The organism is Bacillus sp. Nf3 (assembly GCF_003028545.1).
GTDB lineage: Bacteria > Bacillota > Bacilli > Bacillales > Bacillaceae > Bacillus > Bacillus safensis.
Genome location: NZ_PYUA01000003.1, coordinates 322,652 through 343,016 on the forward strand (window position 1 = coordinate 322,652; position 20,365 = coordinate 343,016).

The 20,365-nt window shown below is 43.3% G+C and carries 20 protein-coding genes; 18 read left to right on the forward strand and 2 right to left on the reverse strand.

Translation table 11 applies throughout. The features are described from left to right. Positions 1-23: 23 nt before the first annotated feature. Positions 24-1,733 (reverse strand): Rqc2 family fibronectin-binding protein, encoded by a 1,710-nt coding sequence (locus C9414_RS11135; protein WP_047202135.1) that lies wholly within the window; start codon positions 1,731-1,733, stop codon positions 24-26. 165 nt (positions 1,734-1,898) lie between these two features. Between C9414_RS11135 and C9414_RS11140 the strand changes: the two genes are divergently transcribed. The 17 genes from C9414_RS11140 to spoVM all read left to right on the forward strand — a co-directional run bounded on the left by C9414_RS11140 (position 1,899) and on the right by spoVM (position 19,466). Next, positions 1,899-4,574, forward strand: coding sequence for a calcium-translocating P-type ATPase, SERCA-type (locus tag C9414_RS11140; protein WP_047202136.1), 2,676 nt, complete (start codon positions 1,899-1,901; stop codon positions 4,572-4,574). An 83-nt stretch (positions 4,575-4,657) separates the two neighbouring features. Further along, on the forward strand, positions 4,658-5,533 hold the full coding sequence (locus tag C9414_RS11145; RefSeq protein ID WP_107163640.1) for a YicC/YloC family endoribonuclease: 876 nt from the start codon (positions 4,658-4,660) through the stop codon (positions 5,531-5,533). 76 nt (positions 5,534-5,609) lie between these two features. After that, positions 5,610-5,879, forward strand: a complete 270-nt coding sequence (gene remA, locus C9414_RS11150; protein ID WP_008344898.1) for an extracellular matrix/biofilm regulator RemA — start codon at positions 5,610-5,612, stop codon at positions 5,877-5,879. Between the two features lie 9 nt (positions 5,880-5,888). Beyond that, positions 5,889-6,503 carry a guanylate kinase gene (gene gmk / locus C9414_RS11155; protein WP_024424214.1) on the forward strand — a complete coding sequence of 205 codons (615 nt, stop codon included), beginning with the start codon at positions 5,889-5,891 and terminating at the stop codon, positions 6,501-6,503. Between the two features lie 3 nt (positions 6,504-6,506). Continuing rightward, positions 6,507-6,710, forward strand: a complete 204-nt coding sequence (gene rpoZ / locus C9414_RS11160) for a DNA-directed RNA polymerase subunit omega (protein ID WP_003211647.1) — start codon at positions 6,507-6,509, stop codon at positions 6,708-6,710. Positions 6,711-6,827: 117 nt separating this feature from the next. Continuing rightward, positions 6,828-8,045, forward strand: coding sequence for a bifunctional phosphopantothenoylcysteine decarboxylase/phosphopantothenate--cysteine ligase CoaBC (coaBC, locus tag C9414_RS11165; RefSeq protein ID WP_107163641.1), 1,218 nt, complete (start codon positions 6,828-6,830; stop codon positions 8,043-8,045). Continuing rightward, positions 8,042-10,450: a primosomal protein N' gene (gene priA, locus C9414_RS11170; RefSeq protein WP_107163642.1), complete on the forward strand. Its 2,409-nt coding sequence runs from the start codon at positions 8,042-8,044 to the stop codon at positions 10,448-10,450. Before coaBC ends, priA begins: the two co-directional genes overlap by 4 nt. Before the next feature lie 15 nt (positions 10,451-10,465). After that, positions 10,466-10,948, forward strand: a complete 483-nt coding sequence (gene def / locus C9414_RS11175; protein WP_039178446.1) for a peptide deformylase — start codon at positions 10,466-10,468, stop codon at positions 10,946-10,948. Positions 10,949-10,953: 5 nt separating this feature from the next. Continuing rightward, the gene (fmt, locus tag C9414_RS11180; RefSeq protein WP_107163643.1) at positions 10,954-11,907 is read left to right on the forward strand and encodes a methionyl-tRNA formyltransferase; all 954 of its coding nucleotides are present in this window, start codon (positions 10,954-10,956) and stop codon (positions 11,905-11,907) included. Beyond that, positions 11,894-13,237 carry a 16S rRNA (cytosine(967)-C(5))-methyltransferase RsmB gene (rsmB, locus tag C9414_RS11185; protein ID WP_107163644.1) on the forward strand — a complete coding sequence of 448 codons (1,344 nt, stop codon included), beginning with the start codon at positions 11,894-11,896 and terminating at the stop codon, positions 13,235-13,237. The genes fmt and rsmB overlap by 14 nt, the downstream gene beginning before the upstream one ends. A 3-nt stretch (positions 13,238-13,240) precedes the next feature. Beyond that, positions 13,241-14,323 (forward strand): dual-specificity RNA methyltransferase RlmN, encoded by a 1,083-nt coding sequence (gene rlmN / locus C9414_RS11190; protein ID WP_024424208.1) that lies wholly within the window; start codon positions 13,241-13,243, stop codon positions 14,321-14,323. A 3-nt stretch (positions 14,324-14,326) separates the two neighbouring features. Continuing rightward, positions 14,327-15,097: a Stp1/IreP family PP2C-type Ser/Thr phosphatase gene (locus C9414_RS11195; RefSeq protein ID WP_029706534.1), complete on the forward strand. Its 771-nt coding sequence runs from the start codon at positions 14,327-14,329 to the stop codon at positions 15,095-15,097. After that, entirely contained in the window at positions 15,091-17,046 is a 1,956-nt protein-coding gene (gene pknB / locus C9414_RS11200; RefSeq protein WP_107163645.1) for a Stk1 family PASTA domain-containing Ser/Thr kinase, read from the forward strand. Before C9414_RS11195 ends, pknB begins: the two co-directional genes overlap by 7 nt. Positions 17,047-17,058: 12 nt before the next feature. After that, the gene (gene rsgA / locus C9414_RS11205) at positions 17,059-17,955 is read left to right on the forward strand and encodes a ribosome small subunit-dependent GTPase A (RefSeq protein ID WP_107163646.1); all 897 of its coding nucleotides are present in this window, start codon (positions 17,059-17,061) and stop codon (positions 17,953-17,955) included. A 3-nt stretch (positions 17,956-17,958) separates the two neighbouring features. After that, positions 17,959-18,609, forward strand: a complete 651-nt coding sequence (gene rpe / locus C9414_RS11210) for a ribulose-phosphate 3-epimerase (protein WP_047202144.1) — start codon at positions 17,959-17,961, stop codon at positions 18,607-18,609. Positions 18,610-18,669: 60 nt separating this feature from the next. Beyond that, positions 18,670-19,314, forward strand: coding sequence for a thiamine diphosphokinase (locus C9414_RS11215; RefSeq protein ID WP_047202145.1), 645 nt, complete (start codon positions 18,670-18,672; stop codon positions 19,312-19,314). Between the two features lie 71 nt (positions 19,315-19,385). Beyond that, positions 19,386-19,466: a stage V sporulation protein SpoVM gene (gene spoVM / locus C9414_RS11220; protein ID WP_008354550.1), complete on the forward strand. Its 81-nt coding sequence runs from the start codon at positions 19,386-19,388 to the stop codon at positions 19,464-19,466. Between the two features lie 69 nt (positions 19,467-19,535). Here the strand turns inward: spoVM and rpmB are convergent, their stop codons facing one another. Next, positions 19,536-19,724, reverse strand: a complete 189-nt coding sequence (rpmB, locus tag C9414_RS11225; RefSeq protein ID WP_003212514.1) for a 50S ribosomal protein L28 — start codon at positions 19,722-19,724, stop codon at positions 19,536-19,538. A 271-nt stretch (positions 19,725-19,995) separates the two neighbouring features. On the opposite strand from rpmB, the gene C9414_RS11230 reads away from it, so the two are divergent. Continuing rightward, positions 19,996-20,358, forward strand: a complete 363-nt coding sequence (locus tag C9414_RS11230; RefSeq protein WP_008344871.1) for an Asp23/Gls24 family envelope stress response protein — start codon at positions 19,996-19,998, stop codon at positions 20,356-20,358. Positions 20,359-20,365 lie beyond the last annotated feature (7 nt).

The following is a 20,365-nucleotide window of genomic DNA, read 5'->3' on the forward strand; positions in this document are numbered from 1 at the left end:
AGGATTTTATCGGCTTTTCTTATTTATTTTCTCAGCTTGAGCACAAGATCTTCGTCAGGCGTGACAAATAATGTTTGCTGCTGATCATACGTAACAAAGCCAGGCTTTGCTCCGTTCGGTTTTTTCACATGCCGGATTTTTGTATAGTCGACAGGAACGGAGCTGGACTCTTTTGCCTTCGAAAAGTAGGCGGCGATTTGAGCCGCTTCAAGCAGCGTTTGTTCATCAGGTGCTTGGTGACGAATGACGACATGTGATCCAGGAATATCCTTTGTATGCAGCCAAATATCATCACGAGCAGCTGCCTTTGTAGTCAAATACTCGTTTTGTTTGTTGTTTTTTCCGACTAAAATTGGAATGCCTTCGGAAGACTCGTACGTTTCAAGCTGAATGGCCGTCGGTTTTTTCTTTTTGGCGTGACGCTTTTGTTTGGCGCGCAAATATTTTCCTTCAACAAGCTCTTCTCTCATTTCCTCTAAATCCTTCGGCGAAGCAGAGGACAGCTGCTGAATCAGCTCTTCAAAATAAGCAATTTCTTCATGTGTTCGCTTAATTTGTTCATTTACAGCTTCTACTGCATTTTTTGCCTTTTGATATTTTGTAAAGTATGCTTGTGCATTTTCAGAAGGGGTTTTGTTTGTTTTAAGCGGGATCGTAATTTCTCCGCCGTCTTCATCGTAATAATTGATGACAGTCGCTTCTTTATCCCCTTTTTTGATCGCATATAAATTGGCTGTTAACAATTCGCCATAGAGCTGATATTTGTGTGCATCTTGAGATTCTTCAAGGGTTCTTTTTAGCTTTTTCAGCTTGTTTTCATTTTTCTTTTTTTCATTGACGACAAACCGTTCAAGGTCAGCCGCCTGCTGTTTGACTCTGTCTCTCTCAGCTTTTCCAAAATAAAAGCGGTCAAGCAGCTGGCTGAGTGAGTCGAATGTCTTCATCTCGCCTTGGACATGCTGAAGCTCTAATAAATAGAAATACTCTTTCCCGTCTTTTCTTGTAAGCTGCGGCGTAAAAGAATGCATGCGAATGAGCTGGAACATGTCGAGCAGTGTATGTGGAATCGTTTCTTGATTGGCAAGACCGGCCCGGTGTACTGCTTCCTTTGCAAACAGCGGGGAAACCCCAGAGAAGGTATCGACAATTTGATTGGCGATCTTTCCTTCTTGAAAGCGTAAATGCTTCAAAATATCATCCTTTGTCACGTCAAAAGGATTCAATTTTTGCTGCGCAGGCGGCAGTAGGTATTCATAACCAGGAAGCACCGTTCGATAGCTGTTTACAGATGGAGAAAGGTGTTTCAGACCATCAATGATCTGCTGCGTTCCATCCTCTACAAGAATGAAGTTGCTATGACGTCCCATGATTTCAATGTAAAGCTTACGCGTCTGCTCATCGCCGATTTCATTTCGGCTTCGCACATGAAGCACGATCACCCGGTCAAATCCAATCTGTTCAAAACGTTCAATGAAGCCGCCCTCAAGATGCTTTCTGAGAAGCATACAAAACATTGGCGGTTCGCTTGGATTGTCATATTGATGCTCTGTGAGCTGCACTCTCGCGTAGCTCGGATGAGCCGATAAAAGGAGCTTATGATTTTTCCCGTTTGCTCGAATATGAAAAATCAGCTCGTGTTTATATGGCTGATGGATTTTTGAAATCCTTCCGCCAGTTAATGCCTTTTGCAATTCATTTGTCATACCATATGTAAAAATGCCGTCAAATGACATGTTGGATACACCCTCTTCTTTCACACAAATCTACTGAAAGAACCTTCCGTTTTTTCGTTCTTTAGGCAGTCTTATTATTATAGCATGATTTAGGACGAGTCTGAATAAACTGGCTTATAGAACACTGCATATGAGAGAGAACAAAAGAGGAGTGGACGAGGTCAAATGAATTGGCATGAACTGAACCAAACCGATTTATTAAAAACAATGAATACATCGATAGGTGACGGACTGTCAGAAAAAGATGTACAAAAGCGGCTTGAAAAACACGGGTCAAATGAATTGCAGGAAGGAAAAAAGGCGTCGGCTCTGATCATTTTTTTAGCACAGTTTAAAGATTTCATGGTGTTAATCTTGCTTGCAGCAACAATCATTTCTGCCTTTTTAGGAGAATACATTGATGCTGTTGCGATTGTGGCCATTGTTTTGATTAATGGTGTACTCGGCTTTTATCAAGAACGCCGGGCGGAAAAATCCCTTCAAGCGTTAAAGGAATTATCAACTCCTCACGTGTATGCAAGGAGAAATAATGAATGGGTCAAGATCCCGTCTAAACATCTCGTGCCAGGGGATATTGTGAAATTTTCAAGCGGAGACCGGATTGGGGCAGATATTAGATTACTAGAAACAAAGAGCTTAGAAATTGAGGAGTCCGCCCTCACTGGTGAGTCAATCCCAGCAGTCAAACACGCAAGTCCACTTTCAAGCGGCCATGTTTCACTCGGTGATTTGACGAACATGGCCTTTATGGGGACGCTTGTCACTAGAGGCAGCGGCGTAGGGGTTGTCATTGGTACAGGAATGAATACAGCAATGGGACAAATTGCCGGCATGCTGGATGCAGCAGGTAATATGGAAACGCCGCTGCAAAGGCGTCTCGAGCAGCTTGGGAAAATTCTGATTGTGGCTGCTTTATTTTTAACGGTGCTCGTTGTTGTTCTCGGTGTAGTGCAAGGACATGAATTGTATCATATGTTCCTAGCGGGTGTATCTCTTGCTGTGGCGGCGATTCCAGAAGGACTGCCGGCGATCGTCACTGTCGCCCTTTCCCTAGGGGTGCAGCGGATGATCAAACAAAAATCGATTGTCAGAAAGCTCCCGGCAGTGGAAACACTCGGCTGCGCGTCAATCATTTGCTCTGATAAAACAGGAACCATGACGCAAAATAAAATGACCGTGACCCATGTGTGGGCAGAGGGAAAAACGTGGAATATTTCTGGCACAGGCTACGAGCCATCCGGTGACTTTACCTTAAACGGGGAAATCGTCCATGCCGACAAGCATCCAAGCCTGCAAAAGGTGTTATTATACGGGGCGCTTTGTAATACATCGACCATCGTTGAAAAAGACGGGGAGATGAGGCTTGATGGGGATCCGACAGAGGGAGCGCTCCTTACCGCAGCACGTAAAGCGGGTTTTACAGAGCAATTCATCGAAGCTGGATTTCATGTCATTGAGGAGTTTCCTTTTGACTCAGAAAGAAAGATGATGTCAGTCGTCGTTGAAACAAATCAAAAAGAGCGGTATGTCATTGCAAAAGGTGCGCCGGATGTACTAATGAATCGTTCAAGTCATATCATGCACGGCGGACGCACAGCTTCTTTTTCAACCACTCACAAGCAAGAAACAGAAGCTGCGATTCAAGGTTTAGCAAGACAGGCGCTTAGAACCATTGCCATTGCGTATAAAAAAGTCGGTCTGACAGAGAAAATCACCTCTGTACAGCAGGCTGAAGCTGATTTAACATTTATCGGGTTAGAGGGCATGATTGATCCACCGCGTCCTGAAGTCAGACGAGCGATTAAAGAGTGCCGGGATGCTGGCATTAAAACGGTCATGATTACAGGGGACCACGTGGAAACGGCCAAAGCGATCGCAAAAGACTTAAGCCTTTTACCGAAGCAAGGACAGGTGCTCGACGGAAAAGCGCTTGATCAGATGAGCGACAAAGAGCTTGAGCAAACAGCTGAAAATGTATACGTCTTTGCCCGGGTTTCCCCTGAGCATAAGCTGAGAATTGTCAAAGCCTATCAAAAAAATGGTCACGTTGTGGCGATGACAGGTGACGGGGTCAATGATGCGCCTGCCATTAAACAAGCAGATATCGGTATCTCCATGGGCATCACTGGTACAGACGTAGCCAAGGAAGCGTCTTCTCTTATTTTACTTGACGACAACTTTGCGACCATTAAATCCGCCATTAAAGAAGGCCGAAATATTTATGAAAACATTCGTAAGTTTGTCCGCTATTTGCTGGCATCAAATGTCGGAGAAATTTTGGTCATGCTGTTTGCGATGCTCCTCGCGCTTCCGCTGCCGCTCGTTCCTATACAAATCTTATGGGTAAACCTTGTTACAGATGGTCTACCTGCTATGGCACTTGGCATGGATAAGCCAGAAGGCGATGTCATGAAGAGAAAGCCGCGGAATATGAAAGAGGGTATTTTTGCTAGAGGGCTTGGCTGGAAGGTCATCTCCCGAGGATTCCTCATTGGACTTGCGACCCTTTTAGCCTTTATATTTGTATATCACCGCGATCCAAACAACCTGCAATATGCGCAGACTGTCGCATTTAGTACGCTTGTTTTGGCGCAGCTCATTCATGTATTTGACTGCCGTAGTGAACGGTCCATTTTTGAACGTAATCCATTTGGGAACCTCTATTTGATCGGTGCGGTTTTGTCATCGCTTTTACTCATGCTTGTGGTCATTTATTATCCGCCCCTTCAGCCGATTTTTAAAACGGTCGCGATTTCACCAATTGATTGGCTGCTGATCATCGGGATGTCTGCACTGCCAACTTTTTTACTGGCAGGATCACTTTTGACAAGAAAAAAATAATTCATTATGGTATAATTTTGAGGTAATAGTGTCTGCTATTACCTTTTTCATTTTATTAATATGAAAGAATTGGGTGTTTTAACATGATACGCAGTATGACGGGATTCGGCCAAGCGAGTAAAACGGATGGAGAACTGACAGTGTCAGTTGAGCTAAAATCGGTCAATCACCGTTTTAAAGAGGTTCATGCCCGTTTGCCGAGGCCGCTTTTATATTTCGAAGATACATTAAAAAAGATCATTCTTCGTCACGTGCAGCGCGGTAGAATTGAGCTGTTTGTCACGATTGAAGGCGGTAAACTAGCAAGCCGGTCCTTACAGATCGACTGGCCGCTGCTTGATGAATACATGAAAGCCGCAAAAGATCTCGAGGAACGCTATCACATTTCAGGCATTCAGCATGCACATGACTTATTGGGGCTTGAGCTTGCCGTTCAGGTGGAAGAGTCATCCAGCCGAAATGAACAGCTAGAGCAGCTGCTGATGGAAGCTTGCGAGGATGCTGTCAAGGAGCTTTGCTTCATGAGAGAGCAAGAGGGAGCGTCACTTCAAAAAGACTGTGAACTGAGGCTTTCTGAACTAGAAGCCTATACAGAAGAAATCAAAGTCTTTGCACCAGAGGTTGTGAGTCAGTACAAAGAACGATTGAATCAGCGATTGCAAGAATGGATCGGAGAGGCGCTTGACGAGAGCAGACTGACAACAGAGGCTGCCATCTTTGCTGACCGCTGCGACATTACAGAAGAGATTACGAGATTAAAAAGTCACTTTCAGCAATTTCAGCAAATCTTGCTGCAAGGCGGTGCTGCCGGCCGAAAACTTGACTTCCTTGTACAGGAGCTCAACCGTGAAGTGAACACCATTGGATCAAAAGCGAACCATCACCATTTAACAAAGCTGGTGGTTGAAATGAAAAGTGCTATTGAAAAAATAAAAGAACAAGTGCAAAATATAGAATAGTCATTGTGTATGCTGTTTACAGTGCGTCTCTTTCGGCGAGACTAGAGACGTTTATATTACAGGGGGACGAAAGAAGATGACCATAAAGTTGATCAATATCGGATTTGGAAACATCATTTCAGCGAATCGGATGATTTCGATCGTCAGTCCGGAATCAGCACCGATTAAACGAATGATACAAGACGCAAGAGATCGAGGCATGCTCATAGATGCTACATACGGAAGAAGAACCCGTGCTGTTGTCATTATGGACAGTGACCATGTCATCTTATCTGCCGTTCAGCCTGAGACTGTCGCGCAAAGACTTTCTGTAAAAGAAGAAATCATAGATGAAGGGCAGGGGTAATACGCCATTATGAAAGAAAGAGGACTTTTAATCGTTCTCTCTGGACCTTCGGGAGTTGGAAAAGGAACGGTCAGACAAGCCATTTTCTCCCAGGAAGATACGAAATTTGAATACTCTATTTCTGTGACGACACGCAAACCGCGTGAAGGTGAAAGAAATGGTGTCGATTATTTCTTTAAAACCAGGGAAGAATTTGAACATATGATTGAAAACAAAAAGCTGTTAGAATGGGCAGAGTACGTCGGGAATTACTACGGCACGCCTGTTGACTATGTTGAACAGACATTAAGCGAAGGAAAAGATGTTTTCCTTGAAATTGAAGTGCAAGGTGCGCTTCAAGTAAGAGAAGCATTCCCGGAAGGTCTTTTTATTTTCCTTGCACCGCCTAGTCTTTCAGAACTTCAAAACCGCATCATTACACGCGGTACAGAATCTGAAGAGCTCATTCGAAACCGAATGGCCGCTGCGAAAGAAGAAATTGAAATGATGGATGCTTACGACTATGTCGTTGAAAACGATGATGTCGAGCTTGCTTGTGAAAGAATCAAAGCGATCGTCCTTGCCGAACACCTGCGCAGAGACAGAGTCGCACCAAGATATAAAAAAATGCTGGGGGTAGAATAAACCATGTTAGATCCTTCAATTGACTCATTGATGAACAAACTTGATTCAAAATATACACTTGTAACAGTGTCTGCACGCCGTGCACGTGAAATGCAGATCCACCAAGATCAGCAAATTGAAAACACAAAGTCTTACAAATTCGTAGGCAAAGCACTAGAAGAAATCGACGCTGGTCTTTTGACATTTGAAAAAGAGGATCAAGAATAACACATCGCTTCTGCTATGCAGATACGATACGTTCAAAAAAGTCAAAACTATGATTGGTTTTGACTTTTTTGAATTGTAGACGAATTTGTGAAAAAGGCCGTTAAGGGGGACAAACAAATGTTACAGTCAAAAAATATTTTGCTCGGTGTCAGCGGAGGAATCGCCGTATATAAAGCAGCAGCACTTACTAGTAAACTTGTACAAGCAGGCGCAAATGTCAGAGTGATTATGACGGAATCTGCTCGTGAGTTTGTGTCTCCGCTTACCTTCCAAGCTCTGTCTAGGCATGAGGTATATGTGGATACATTCAAAGAAAACAATCCAAGAGTCATTGCGCATATTGACGTAGCTGACTGGGCCGATCTCATTCTTGTTGCCCCTGCAACAGCACATACAATTGGTAAAATGGCCGCTGGACTTGCAGATGATATGCTCACGACGACTTTGCTTGCTTCAACAGCGCCTGTATGGATCGCACCAGCGATGAATGTGCATATGTACGATCACCCGGCTGTGAAACGGAACATTCGCAGATTATATGAAGACGGGTACCGGTTTATTGAGCCAAGTGAAGGTTATTTAGCCTGCGGATACATTGGAAAAGGGCGATTAGAAGAGCCTGAAAAAATTGTTGAACACATCCGTGCTTTTTTTGAAGAGCCAAAAAGCTTACCGCTCTCAGGAAAGAAAGTCGTGGTGACAGCAGGTCCTACACGTGAAGTCATCGATCCTGTCCGGTTCTTTACAAATCGTTCTAGTGGAAAAATGGGCTATGCGATTGCAGAGGCTGCTCAGCAAATGGGGGCAGATGTTACGCTGATTTCTGGACCTGTTTCTTTAACTGAACCTGACCATGTACATGTAGTGCATGTTGAATCAGCTGAGGAGATGTATCAAGCTGCACTAAATGTATACGGGGAAGCTGATCTTGTCATTAAATCAGCAGCTGTCGCCGATTATACCCCTGTCACGACATATGCTCATAAAATGAAAAAACAGGACGGCACTCTGGACATAGAATTCACCCGGACAAAAGATATTTTAAAAGAGCTGGGGAAAAGAAAAGAGCATCAAGTGCTGGTCGGCTTTGCAGCTGAAACGCAGGATGTAGAATATTATGCGAAAAAGAAAATTGAATCCAAGCATCTAGATATGATTGTCGCCAATAACGTTACAAAAGAGGGTGCAGGCTTTGGCACAGATACAAATGTGGTAGCGATGATCAAAGCAGATGGAACAAAAACAGAGCTGCCGATGATGAGTAAAAAAGACCTCGCTTTTGAAATTTTAAAGGAGGCAATACAGCTGCTTCCAGAAGAGCGTGATCGAGCATGATTGCTGAAGTCATCGTAGATGTCACAACGAAAGCCATTGACCGGCCATTTGATTACCGTGTACCAGATCGATTCAAAGATCTCGTCAAAGCGGGAATGAGGGTGGTCGTTCCCTTTGGCCCGAGGAAGATTCAAGGGTTTGTGACAAAAGTCAAAGATGAAACAGACATCAAGACAGGAAACATCAAAGAGATTGTCGATTTATTTGATTTATCACCTGTTCTGACAGATGAGCTATTGGAGCTTTCCCACTGGCTGACGGAAAAAACATTGTCCTATCATATCACGGCACTTCAATCGATGCTGCCCGCAGCCATGAAGGCAAAGTATGAAAAAGAAATTCAGGTGCTTTCAGAGGAAGAACTTCCGCAGTCATTGAAAGAGCTTTTCGGTCAGCGAGAAAGCATTCTTTATGCTGACATCCCGGTTGAACAATTAAAACAAATTCAAAAGCATGTCCAAAAAGGTCATCTAGAGGTGAGATACCATGTCTCGCAAAAATCTGGAAAGAAAAAGGTCCGCATGCTCCAGATGGCTGTATCGAAAGAAAAACTTGCAGAAAAACAGCAGCAGCTAAAGAAAAATGCGGTGAAACAAAAAGCACTGATCTCCTATCTGCTTGAAGCGGGAGAGACAACCTTTTTAGCAAAAGACTTGCAGCAGCAAACAGGCGCAAGTTCCCAAACGCTTAAAACCTTTATTCAAGAAGGGTTGTTAACAGAAAGCTATGAAGAGGTCTATCGAGATCCTTATCGTGACCGGGAGTTTACACCATCTGCTCCACTTGATCTTACGCCAGAGCAAAGAGAGGCGGCCAAGCATATTCATCAAGCAGTGAGTGATGATCAGCACGAAACCTTTCTTTTGCACGGAGTGACAGGAAGCGGTAAAACGGAGATTTACTTGCAGACAATCGATCATGTTCTTCAAAAAGGAAAAGAAGCGATCGTTTTAGTTCCTGAAATCTCGTTAACCCCTCAAATGGTGCAGCGATTTAAAGAACGATTTGGCTCAAATGTGGCTGTTCTTCACAGCGGCTTATCGACAGGAGAAAAATATGATGAATGGCGGAAAATCCATCGCAAGGAAGTCAAGCTTGTCGTTGGCGCAAGGTCTGCTGTTTTCGCTCCATTTGAAAATCTAGGCATGATTATTATAGATGAAGAGCATGAATCCTCTTATAAACAAGAAGAAATGCCTCGTTACCATGCCAAGGATGTCGCCATTGAACGAGCAGGTCGGCATCAATGTCCAGTCGTATTAGGCAGTGCAACACCTTCACTTGAAACCTATGCACGTGCGAAAAAAGGCGTTTATAAATTGCTGTCGCTAAAACACCGCGTCAACCAGCAGCAGCTGCCGCACGTTTCGTTAATTGATATGAGAGAAGAACTAAGAAATGGCAACCGCTCCATGTTTTCAGAGGAATTAATGCTTAGGTTAAAGGAAGTGCTTGAAAGAAAAGAACAAGCTGTTTTATTTCTGAACAAAAGAGGCTATTCATCCTTTGTCATGTGCCGTGATTGCGGATATGTAGAGCAATGTCCTCATTGCGAAATTTCTCTCACCTATCACCGCTATCAAAAACGGCTGAAGTGCCATTATTGTGGTCACGAAGCACCAGTACCTGCTGAATGTCCAGAATGCCACAGTGAGCATATTCGCTATTTTGGTACGGGTACGCAGCGTGTAGAAGAAGAGCTGACAAAAGTACTGCCAGAGGCAAGAGTCATCCGAATGGATGTAGATACAACGTCTCGAAAGGGTGCTCACGAAAAGCTTCTTACCTCTTTTGGCAATAAAGAAGCGGACATTTTGCTCGGGACGCAAATGATTGCAAAGGGACTGGATTTCCCAGATGTCACACTTGTTGGTGTTCTCAGTGCGGATACATCCCTTCACATCCCTGATTTCCGTTCAAGTGAAAAAACATTTCAGCTTCTCACACAGGTCAGCGGCAGGGCAGGGCGGCATGAAAAAGCGGGCTCGGTTATTATTCAATCGTATACGCCTTCTCACTATAGTATTGAATTAACGAAGCAGCATGACTACGAAGCCTTTTATGAACAGGAGATGCTGCATCGCCGCCACCAGTCCTATCCGCCGTATTACTTTTTGGCGATGGTGACAGTGTCACACGAAGAAGTGACAAAGGCAGCACATGTCACTGATCAAATTGTCCAGTTCCTAAAAACGAACTGTGCACCGAATACTCGAATCCTTGGTCCGGCTGCATCACCAATCGCTAAGATCAAAGATAGATATCGCTATCAATGCGTGATAAAATACAAAAGGGAAAATGAACTGGCAAGTTTACTACGGAAAATACAAGACCATTATCAAAAGGAAATGGAACAAAAACAATTGATGATTTCAATAGATATGAATCCATATATGATGATGTAAAACGGAGGGCTATAAGTGGCAGTAAAACCAATAGTCATACATCCGGCAGAAGTGCTTGAACAAAAGACAGAGCGTGTCGATACGTTCGATAAAAAGCTTAAAAAACTGCTGGATGATATGTATGATACAATGCTTGAGCTGGATGGAGTTGGACTAGCAGCACCACAAATTGGTGTTTCAAAAAGAATCGCTGTTGTAGATATTGGAGAAGAATCTGGCAGAATTGATTTAGTGAACCCCGAGGTGCTTGAAGTAGAAGGAAGCCAAACAGATATTGAAGGCTGCCTGAGCTTTCCATCTTTATACGGCACTGTAGAGAGACCGAACTATGTGAAGGTAAAAGCCTTTGATAAGAAAGGCAAACCATTTACAATAGAAGCAGACGGATTTTTAGCAAGAGCCTTATTGCACGAAATTGATCATTTAGACGGCATTTTATTTACGTCAAAAATCATTGAAACCTATACGGAAAAAGAACTTGCGGAAATGGAAGGGTGAAGAAAATGGCACGTATCGTATTTATGGGAACCCCTGATTTCTCAGTACCTGTGCTGCAAACACTGATAACAGAAGGATACGAAGTGGTAGGGGTCGTCACGCAGCCAGACCGCCCGAAAGGAAGAAAGCGAGTGCTCACACCGCCTCCTGTGAAAGTGGAAGCCTTAAAACACGGCATTCCTGTGTTGCAGCCTGAAAAGGTACGCATAGATGAAGAAATTGATAAGGTGCTTGCATTACAGCCGGATTTAATCGTCACAGCGGCATTTGGACAAATTCTACCTAAACGGTTACTTGATGAACCTAAGTTTGGCTGTATCAATGTTCATGCCTCGCTCCTGCCAGAACTAAGAGGCGGCGCGCCGATTCATTATGCGATCCTTCAAGGCAAAAAGAAAACAGGCGTTACGATCATGTACATGGTGGAAAGGCTCGATGCAGGTGACATGATCAGTAAAGTAGAAGTTGAAATCGATGAATTAGACAATGTTGGAACACTGCATGACAAATTAAGTACAGCTGGTGCCGCACTGCTAAAAGATACGGTGCCAAATGTTCTGAGCGGATCTATTTCTCCGATTCCGCAAAATGAAGAAGCGGCCACGTACGCACCAAATATTAAGCGGGAACAAGAAAGGTTAGACTGGACAAAAACCGGTGAAGAGCTTTACAACCAAGTTCGCGGGCTAAATCCATGGCCAGTTGCCTATACTGAATGGAACGGCGCTCATCTAAAAGTATGGGAAGCGAAAAAGGTTCCGCTACAAGCGCAAGAAGAACCTGGGAAAGTGATTGAGCTTCAAAAAGAAGGCCCGGTCATTGGAACGGGGAATAAGCAAGGCCTCTTGTTAACAGGTGTGCAGCCAGCTGGTAAGAAAAAAATGAGCGGCGAAGACTTCTTAAGAGGCGCAAATATCGAAATTGGGCAGAAATTAGGGTTAATGAATGAAGAAAAGTAATGTGAGAGAAGTAGCGCTGGACGCTTTAATCAAACTCGAACAAAACCAAGCTTACAGTAATTTGCTTTTGCAGTCAGTCATGAAAGATAAAGACTTAGCTGATCAGGACAAACCGCTGTTAACAGAGCTTGTGTATGGTACACTGCAAAATAAGCTGGCATTAGATTATATGCTTGCGCCCTTTGTGAAAAAACCGCAAAAGGTGGCTCCATGGGTGATGCAGCTTTTACGGATGTCTCTTTATCAAATGGTGTACCTTGAAAAAATCCCAGATCGTGCAGCCATTCATGAAGCTGTCGAGCTAACGAAAAAGCGCGGGCACAAAGGCATTTCTTCACTTGTGAACGGTGTTCTTCGTTCCGTACAAAGAGAAGGCATTCCGTCATTTGATGCGATCAAAGATCAAGTAAAGCGGCTGTCCATTGAGACAAGCCACCCATTATGGCTTGTGGAGGAATGGGTTCAGGCGTACGGATTTGAAGCGGCAGAAAACATGTGCCGCATTCATTTAGTCCCGCCAAAGCAAACCCTTCGCGTCAATCGAATGAAAACTGACCGCACGGCACTGCAGCAAAAACTAATGGATGCAGGCATTGAAACGGAGCTTGGCGACTTATCTGAAGATGCACTTAAGCTCATGAAAGGGTCCATCGTCTCAACCCCTTCTTTTCAAGAAGGCTATGTTACGATACAAGACGAAAGCTCTATGCTTGTTGCAAGAGCGCTTGACCCTCAGCCGGGAGAAACGGTGCTTGACGCCTGTGCGGCTCCTGGCGGAAAATCAACACATATTGCAGAACGTATGAATGATGAGGGGAAAATTGTTTCACTCGACTTACATGAACATAAAGTAAAACTCATCAAACAAGCAGCAAAACGTCTGAATCTTACTCAGATTGAGGCAAAAGCACTTGATGCAAGGAAAGCAGCAGACTATTACAGCGAAGCTTCGTTTGACCGCATTCTCATTGATGCGCCGTGTTCCGGTTTTGGCGTCATTAGACGAAAACCAGATATGAAATATACAAAGTCACAAGAAGACTCAGCAAGGCTTGCAGCTATCCAGCAGGCCATTTTAAAGGAAGCGGCCCCGCTTTTAAAACCGGGCGGAACCCTTGTATACAGTACATGTACAATGGACCCAACAGAAAATCAACAAGTGATTCATGCGTTTTTACAAGAACACCAAGACTTCGAACCCGATCTATCTCTTAATGAACGGCTGCCTGAGCAGGTTGCTCCGTTTGTTCAAAACGGAAGTGTACAAATTCTTCCTCATTATTTCGGAACAGATGGTTTCTTTATTTGCAGCATGAGAAAGAAGGGATAAAAAATGACAGAACAAAAAGTAAGAAAAGAACTGAAGACAGAAATGCCGTCGATCTACTCATTTGAGCTTCACGAAATGAAAGAATGGTTAAAAGAACAAGGCGAAAAGCCTTTCCGCGCAGCTCAAATTTTCGAGTGGCTTTATGAGAAACGTGTGACATCCTTTGACGATATGTCTAACCTTTCAAAGGATTTAAGAGAAAAATTAAAAAATCAATTTGCGATCACTACATTAAAAACCGTGATCAAACAAACGTCTCAAGACGGAACGATCAAGTTTTTATTTGAATTACATGATGGCTATACCATTGAAACAGTGTTGATGCGCCACGAATACGGAAACTCTGTCTGTGTCACAACTCAGGTTGGCTGCCGAATTGGCTGTACATTCTGTGCATCTACACTTGGCGGGTTAAAACGAAACCTTGAAGCAGGAGAAATCGTTGCTCAAGTATTGAAAGTGCAGCAGGCACTTGACGAAACAGATGAGAGAGTCAGCTCGGTTGTTATCATGGGAATTGGAGAACCGTTTGATAACTTTGACGAAATGCTTGCCTTCCTTAAAATCATCAACCATGACAACGGCTTAAATATTGGCGCGCGTCATATTACAGTGTCGACAAGCGGAATCATTCCAAAGATCTATCAATTCGCTGATGAGCAAATGCAAATCAATTTTGCTGTCTCCCTACATGCACCAAACACAGAAATCAGAAGCCGTCTAATGCCGATCAATAAGGCATATAAGCTGCCGAAATTAATGGAAGCCATTGAATATTACATTCAAAAAACAGGAAGACGTGTCAGCTTTGAATACGGCCTGTTTGGCGGAGTAAATGATCAAGTTCATCATGCAGAAGAGCTTGCAGACTTATTAAAAGGAATCAAGTGCCACGTGAACCTCATTCCGGTGAACTATGTACCGGAAAGGGATTATGTAAGAACACCGAGAGAACAAATCTTCCTATTTGAAAAAACGCTGAAAGAACGCGGCGTAAACGTAACGATTAGACGAGAGCAAGGCCATGACATTGATGCTGCTTGCGGTCAGCTAAGAGCGAAGGAGCGTCAGGAAGAGACGAGGTGACGAATGTTGATAAGGGCAGCCTTTCAAACCGATACAGGAAAAGTCCGTCAGCATAATGAAGATGATGCAGGTATTTTTGAAGCAAAAGAAGACACCCTTCTAGCTGTTGTAGCTGATGGAATGGGAGGTCATCTTGCTGGTGATGTCGCCAGCAGGATGGCCGTCTCTTCTTTAAAAGAATACTGGGAAGAAACATCTTCAATCCCAGCAAAACCAGCAGAGCAAGAAAGCTGGTTAATCTCAAAAATTAGTGACATTAATGATCAAGTATATGAACATGCGAAAAACAATGAGGAGTGCCAAGGAATGGGGACGACCATTGTTTGTGCGCTCGTTCATTTGCAAACGGTCACAATTGCCCATATTGGAGACAGCCGCTGCTACTTGCTAAGAGAAGGAGCACTGACCCAGCTAACGGATGACCATTCACTTGTAAATGAGCTTGTGAAAACAGGTGAAATTTCTAAAGAGGATGCAGAATATCATCCAAGAAAAAATGTGCTCACAAAAGCATTAGGAACAGATAAACACGTTCAAATCGATGCACATACTTTTGAAGTGGACCCAGGAGATCAAATCCTGCTTTGCTCAGATGGTTTATCAAATAAAGTAGAAGAAGAGAATTTGATTCATATTTTAAATCAAACGACCGCACCAGATGAAAAAGTAACAGCATTAATCCAAACAGCGAATGACAACGGCGGTGAAGATAACATTACAGCAGTATTGTTAGAAATCTCCTCCCAGCCAGAGGAGGGTGACAGCAAGTGTTGATCGGAAAACGGATCAGCGGCCGTTATCAGATTCTTCGCGTCATAGGCGGAGGCGGAATGGCAAACGTTTATTTGGCGGAGGATATGATTTTAGATCGCGAAGTCGCGATTAAAATTTTGCGCTTTGATTTTGCAAGCGATGATGATTTTATTAGACGTTTCCGGCGCGAGGCGCAATCAGCCGCAAGCTTAGATCATTCAAATATTGTCAGCATCTACGATGTAGGGGAAGAAGATGACATTTATTATATTGTCATGGAATATGTCGAGGGGATGACGCTAAAAGAATACATACACGCCAATGGCCCGCTTCATCCGAAAGAAGCCGTTCGCATTATGGAGCAAGTCGTTGCGGCGATGGAAGAAGCCCATGCGAAACAGCTCGTCCACCGGGACATTAAGCCTCACAATATATTAATAGACAACATGGGGAATATTAAAGTCACTGATTTCGGGATTGCCATAGCACTCAGCTCAGCGACCATCACCCACACAAATTCGGTCCTAGGATCCGTGCACTATTTGTCTCCAGAACAAGCACGCGGAGGTCTTGCGACGAAAAAATCAGACATCTATTCACTTGGCATTGTGCTCTATGAACTCATTTCTGGACGCATGCCGTTTGAAGGAGAATCAGCTGTCAGTGTTGCGCTGAAGCATTTACAATCAGAGCCGCCATCTGTGAGAAGGTGGAACCCTTCTGTTCCACAAAGCGTGGAAAACATCATTTTAAAGGCGATGGCCAAAGATCCTTTTTATCGATATGAAGATGCATCTGAAATGCAAAAAGATTTACAAACTGCTTTCGACCCTTCAAGACTAAAAGAAAAACGCTTTGTGATTGAAGAAGATCATGAAGCAACGAAAGCGATCCCAATCATTCAAGATCATCAAGTCGATCAAGATAATGAAAAAACAGCTGTCCATCCAGTGCAAAAACCGAAGAAAAAAGAGAAACAAAAGCCGAAAAAGAAACGGAAAAAATGGCCTTGGATTGTGGCATCCATCCTATTTATTCTGACTGCTGCGACCATTTTAGCCATCACTGTGTTTCCGGGACTGCTTTTTCCAAAAGATGTGGAGGTCACTGATGTATCTGGCATGACGATTGACAAAGCCGAGGACACCTTGAAGAAAGCCGGCTTTACCGTCGCCTCTGATCCAATTGAGATCGCTGATGAAAAAATTGAAAAAGGGCTTATCGTCAAAACAGACCCGAAAATCGGCACAAAGGTAAAAGAAGGAACCGAAATTCAGCTTTATCAAAGTACGGGCAAGGAAAAGACCGAATTACCCGATGTAACAGGTGAAAAGGTCGATAAAGCAAAAGAATTATTAGAGAAAAAAGGGTTTAAGCAAGTTGTTGTGGAGGAAGTAAATGATAATGACACCGAATCTGGGGTTGTCATGGAACAGAAACCTTCAGCGAGTACTGAGCTTGTGGCAGCAGATGAAGAAGTGACGTTGACGGTCAGCATAGGTCCTGCCGATATTACTTTGCGAGATTTAACGACATATAGTAAACAGGCTGCATCGAATTATTTAGAGGATAACGGATTAAAGCTTGATGAAAAAGAAGCGTATTCTGATGATGTGCCAAAAGGTGAAGTGATGAAACAGGAGCCAGGAGCAGGTACTGCTGTGAAACCAGGTGATACGGTTAAGATCACATTCTCACTCGGGCCGAAGAAAAAACCGGCTAAAACGGTGACTGAGAAGATTGCCATCCCGTATGAACCAGTAACAGAAGGGCAAGAGATGACCGTTCAGATTTCCATTGACGATGCTGAGCATAGCATTTCTGATTCATATGAAACCTTTAACATCACTGCACCAACTGAACGGACCATTAAATTTAAGATTGAACCAGGTCAAAAAGGATACTATCAAGTGACGGTTGATGATAAAGTCGTAAGCTCTAAAACGATCGAATACCCTGAAGATGAATAAAGGAGGGACTTTATGCCTGAGGGCAAAATTATTAAAGCATTAAGCGGATTTTATTATGTGCTCGATGAGTCTTTAGAAGCTGGAAAAGTGATTCAGTGCAGAGCGAGAGGTATTTTTCGTAAAAACAAAATCACACCTCTTGTTGGAGATTATGTCGTGTATCAAGCAGACAACGATAAAGAAGGCTACTTATTAGAAGTAAAAGAGCGGACAAACGAACTTGTTCGTCCGCCTATTAGTAACGTCGATCAAGCGGTGCTCGTTTTCTCTGCGACAGAACCAACCTTTAGCACATCGCTTTTAGACAGATTTCTAGTGCTTGTAGAAGCAAATGATATTGAGCCGATTATCTGTATCACAAAAGTGGACTTATTGAAAACAGATGAAGAGCGTGAAAGTATTCAAGGCTATGCAGAGGACTATCGGCAAATTGGATATGATGTTCATTTAACATCCACGATCGAGGGGGACGGAATTGAAAAGCTGACCCCGCATTTTCACAATAAGATCACTGTATTTGCTGGTCAGTCTGGTGTAGGCAAGTCCTCCCTTTTAAATGCGATGAGTCCTGACCTGGCGCTGAAAACCAATGATATTTCCTCCCATCTTGGAAGAGGGAAGCATACGACAAGACATGTCGAGCTCATTCGTACAGCAGAAGGGCTTATTGCAGATACACCTGGCTTTAGCTCACTCGAATTTACCGGCATCGAAGCGGAAGATTTAGGTCTTTACTTTTTAGAAATCAAAGAGCGGAGTGCGGATTGTAAGTTTAGAGGCTGCCTACACGTGAAAGAGCCAGGCTGTGCGGTAAAAGATGCGGTCGAACAAGAGCAAATCAGAGAGTATCGCTATCAGCATTATTTAGAGTTTTTAACTGAAATCAAAGACAGAAAGCCGAGGTACTAAATCATGGTTTATATTGCCCCTTCCATTTTATCAGCAGATTTCGCCAATTTGGAGAAAGATATCCGTGATGTGGAACAAGGCGGAGCGGATTACATCCATATCGATGTGATGGACGGCCATTTTGTACCGAATATCACATTTGGGCCGAATGTTGTGGAAGCAATCAGACCGCATACAAAGCTGCCGCTCGATGTTCACTTAATGATTGAGCAGCCAGACCGGTATATCTCTGCATTCGCCAAAGCAGGTGCTGACATTATTTCTGTCCATGTAGAGGCTTGTCCACACTTGCACCGAACGATACAGCACATAAAAGAACAAGGTGTAAAAGCAGGTATCGTCTTAAACCCGCACACACCTGTTTCCCACATTGAGCATGTATTAGAGGATGTAGACCTTGTCTTATTCATGACGGTGAATCCTGGTTTTGGCGGACAGGCGTTTATTCCATCTGTCCTCACGAAGGTAAAAGAAGTGAAGTCCCTTAGTGAACAAAAGGGCTTATCAGACTTACTCATAGAAATAGACGGCGGTGTCAATGTAGAGACTGCAAAAAGCTGTAAAGAAGCAGGCGCTAACTTACTTGTGGCCGGTTCAGCGGTATACGGTAAAGACAACCGCGCAGCAGCCATTCAGGCCATTCGCGAAGCGTAAAAAAAGGAACCAAAGTCATTGTGATCTTTGGTTCTTTTTACATGGAGAGGAGCGTATATCATGCACATACATATCGTAGCCGGCGGTCCTTTTGAATACATTCCGCCCCTTGAACATGAAGCATCACAGGATGATATTCTCTGGGTTGGTGTAGATCGGGGGACGCTTTTTTTACTAGAGCGCGGCATCATGCCTGCCAAGGCTTTTGGTGATTTTGACAGTGTGACAGAAGAAGAGCTTTGCGAGCTGAAAAAGAAATTGCCTGCCCTGAATGTATTTCAGGCTGAAAAGGATGAAACCGATTTAGAGCTTGCGCTGAACTGGGCCATGCGCCAGCACCCAGCGCATATTCACATCTACGGCATTACAGGAGGAAGGGCTGATCATTTTCTAGGAAATATTCACCTTCTATATCAAGGCATTCAGCACAAGCAAAACATTACTCTTGTAGATAAACAAAATATCATTCAAATGTTTGGGCCTGGTACATACGAAATAAAAGAAGACCCGGATAAAAAATATGTGTCGTTTCTGCCCTTTGGTACATCGGTTGAAAAGCTGACATTAAAAGGTTTCAAATATCCTCTGAAAAATTGTCATATTGAGCCTGGTTCCACACTATGTATTAGTAACGAACTCATCCACTCAAATGGTACTTTTTCTTTTCATGAAGGCATATTAATAATGGTAAGAAGCAAAGATTGACCAACCTATCAATGTGGATGGCTGATTAAGCTCAATTGTGCTGCAAGCGGTACTTTTAGGAGGGGGACAAAATGAAATTTTATACAATCAAACTGCCTAGATTTCTTGGCGGCATTGTCCGTGCGATGCTTGGTTCATTTAAAAAAGATTAATGAGTAATCTCCTTTATTTCCACATAAAAACGCCTGCTACAATAAACTGTAGCAGGCGTTTACTCTTGCTTATACACGCTCAACTTTACCAGATTTCAAAGCTCGAGCTGATACATATACTCTTTTAGGCTTACCGTCCACTAGAATACGAACTTTTTGAAGGTTCGCGCCCCATGTACGTTTTGTAGAGTTCATTGCGTGAGAACGGTTGTTCCCAGCTTTTGTTTTTCTGCCTGTAATAACGCATTTACGTGCCATTTGTTTCCCTCCTAACTGCGAAAACATCATCATATTCTTCATATACGTACTTAGAGATGCCTCAAGATACTTTAATAATTTACCACAGCTTCAAGGGGTTTGCAAGGATTGTTTACTCCTCTTTCAAGAAAAATACCTTGACATCTTGATAAAAAATCAAGGCTATAGTATAAGTAGGATTGGGTCGGATTGAATGATTTCTTTTAAAAAGAAGGGTCTTATAGTAAAATAGTGATAACTCAGGGCAATTTCTCAAAAAGGGGGAACCAATGTGTCCATTGAACTTAGAACGAAATACGGACAAATTGATATATCAAATGAAGTCATTGCAATGGTGGCAGGAGGCGCTGCGATCGATTGCTATGGTATTGTTGGCATGGCGTCCAAAAATCAAATCAAGGACGGTTTGACGGATATTCTCCGCAAAGAGAACTTCAGCCGGGGTGTTCTTGTGCGTCAAAAAGAAGACCGCATTCATATTGATATGTACATCATCGTCAGCTACGGTACAAAAATATCAGAAGTCGCACATAATGTTCAAACGAAAGTCAAATACACGATTCATCACACAATTGGACTTTCTGTTGACTCGGTCAACATTTATGTACAAGGAGTAAAAGTTACGAACCCGTAGTAAGGAG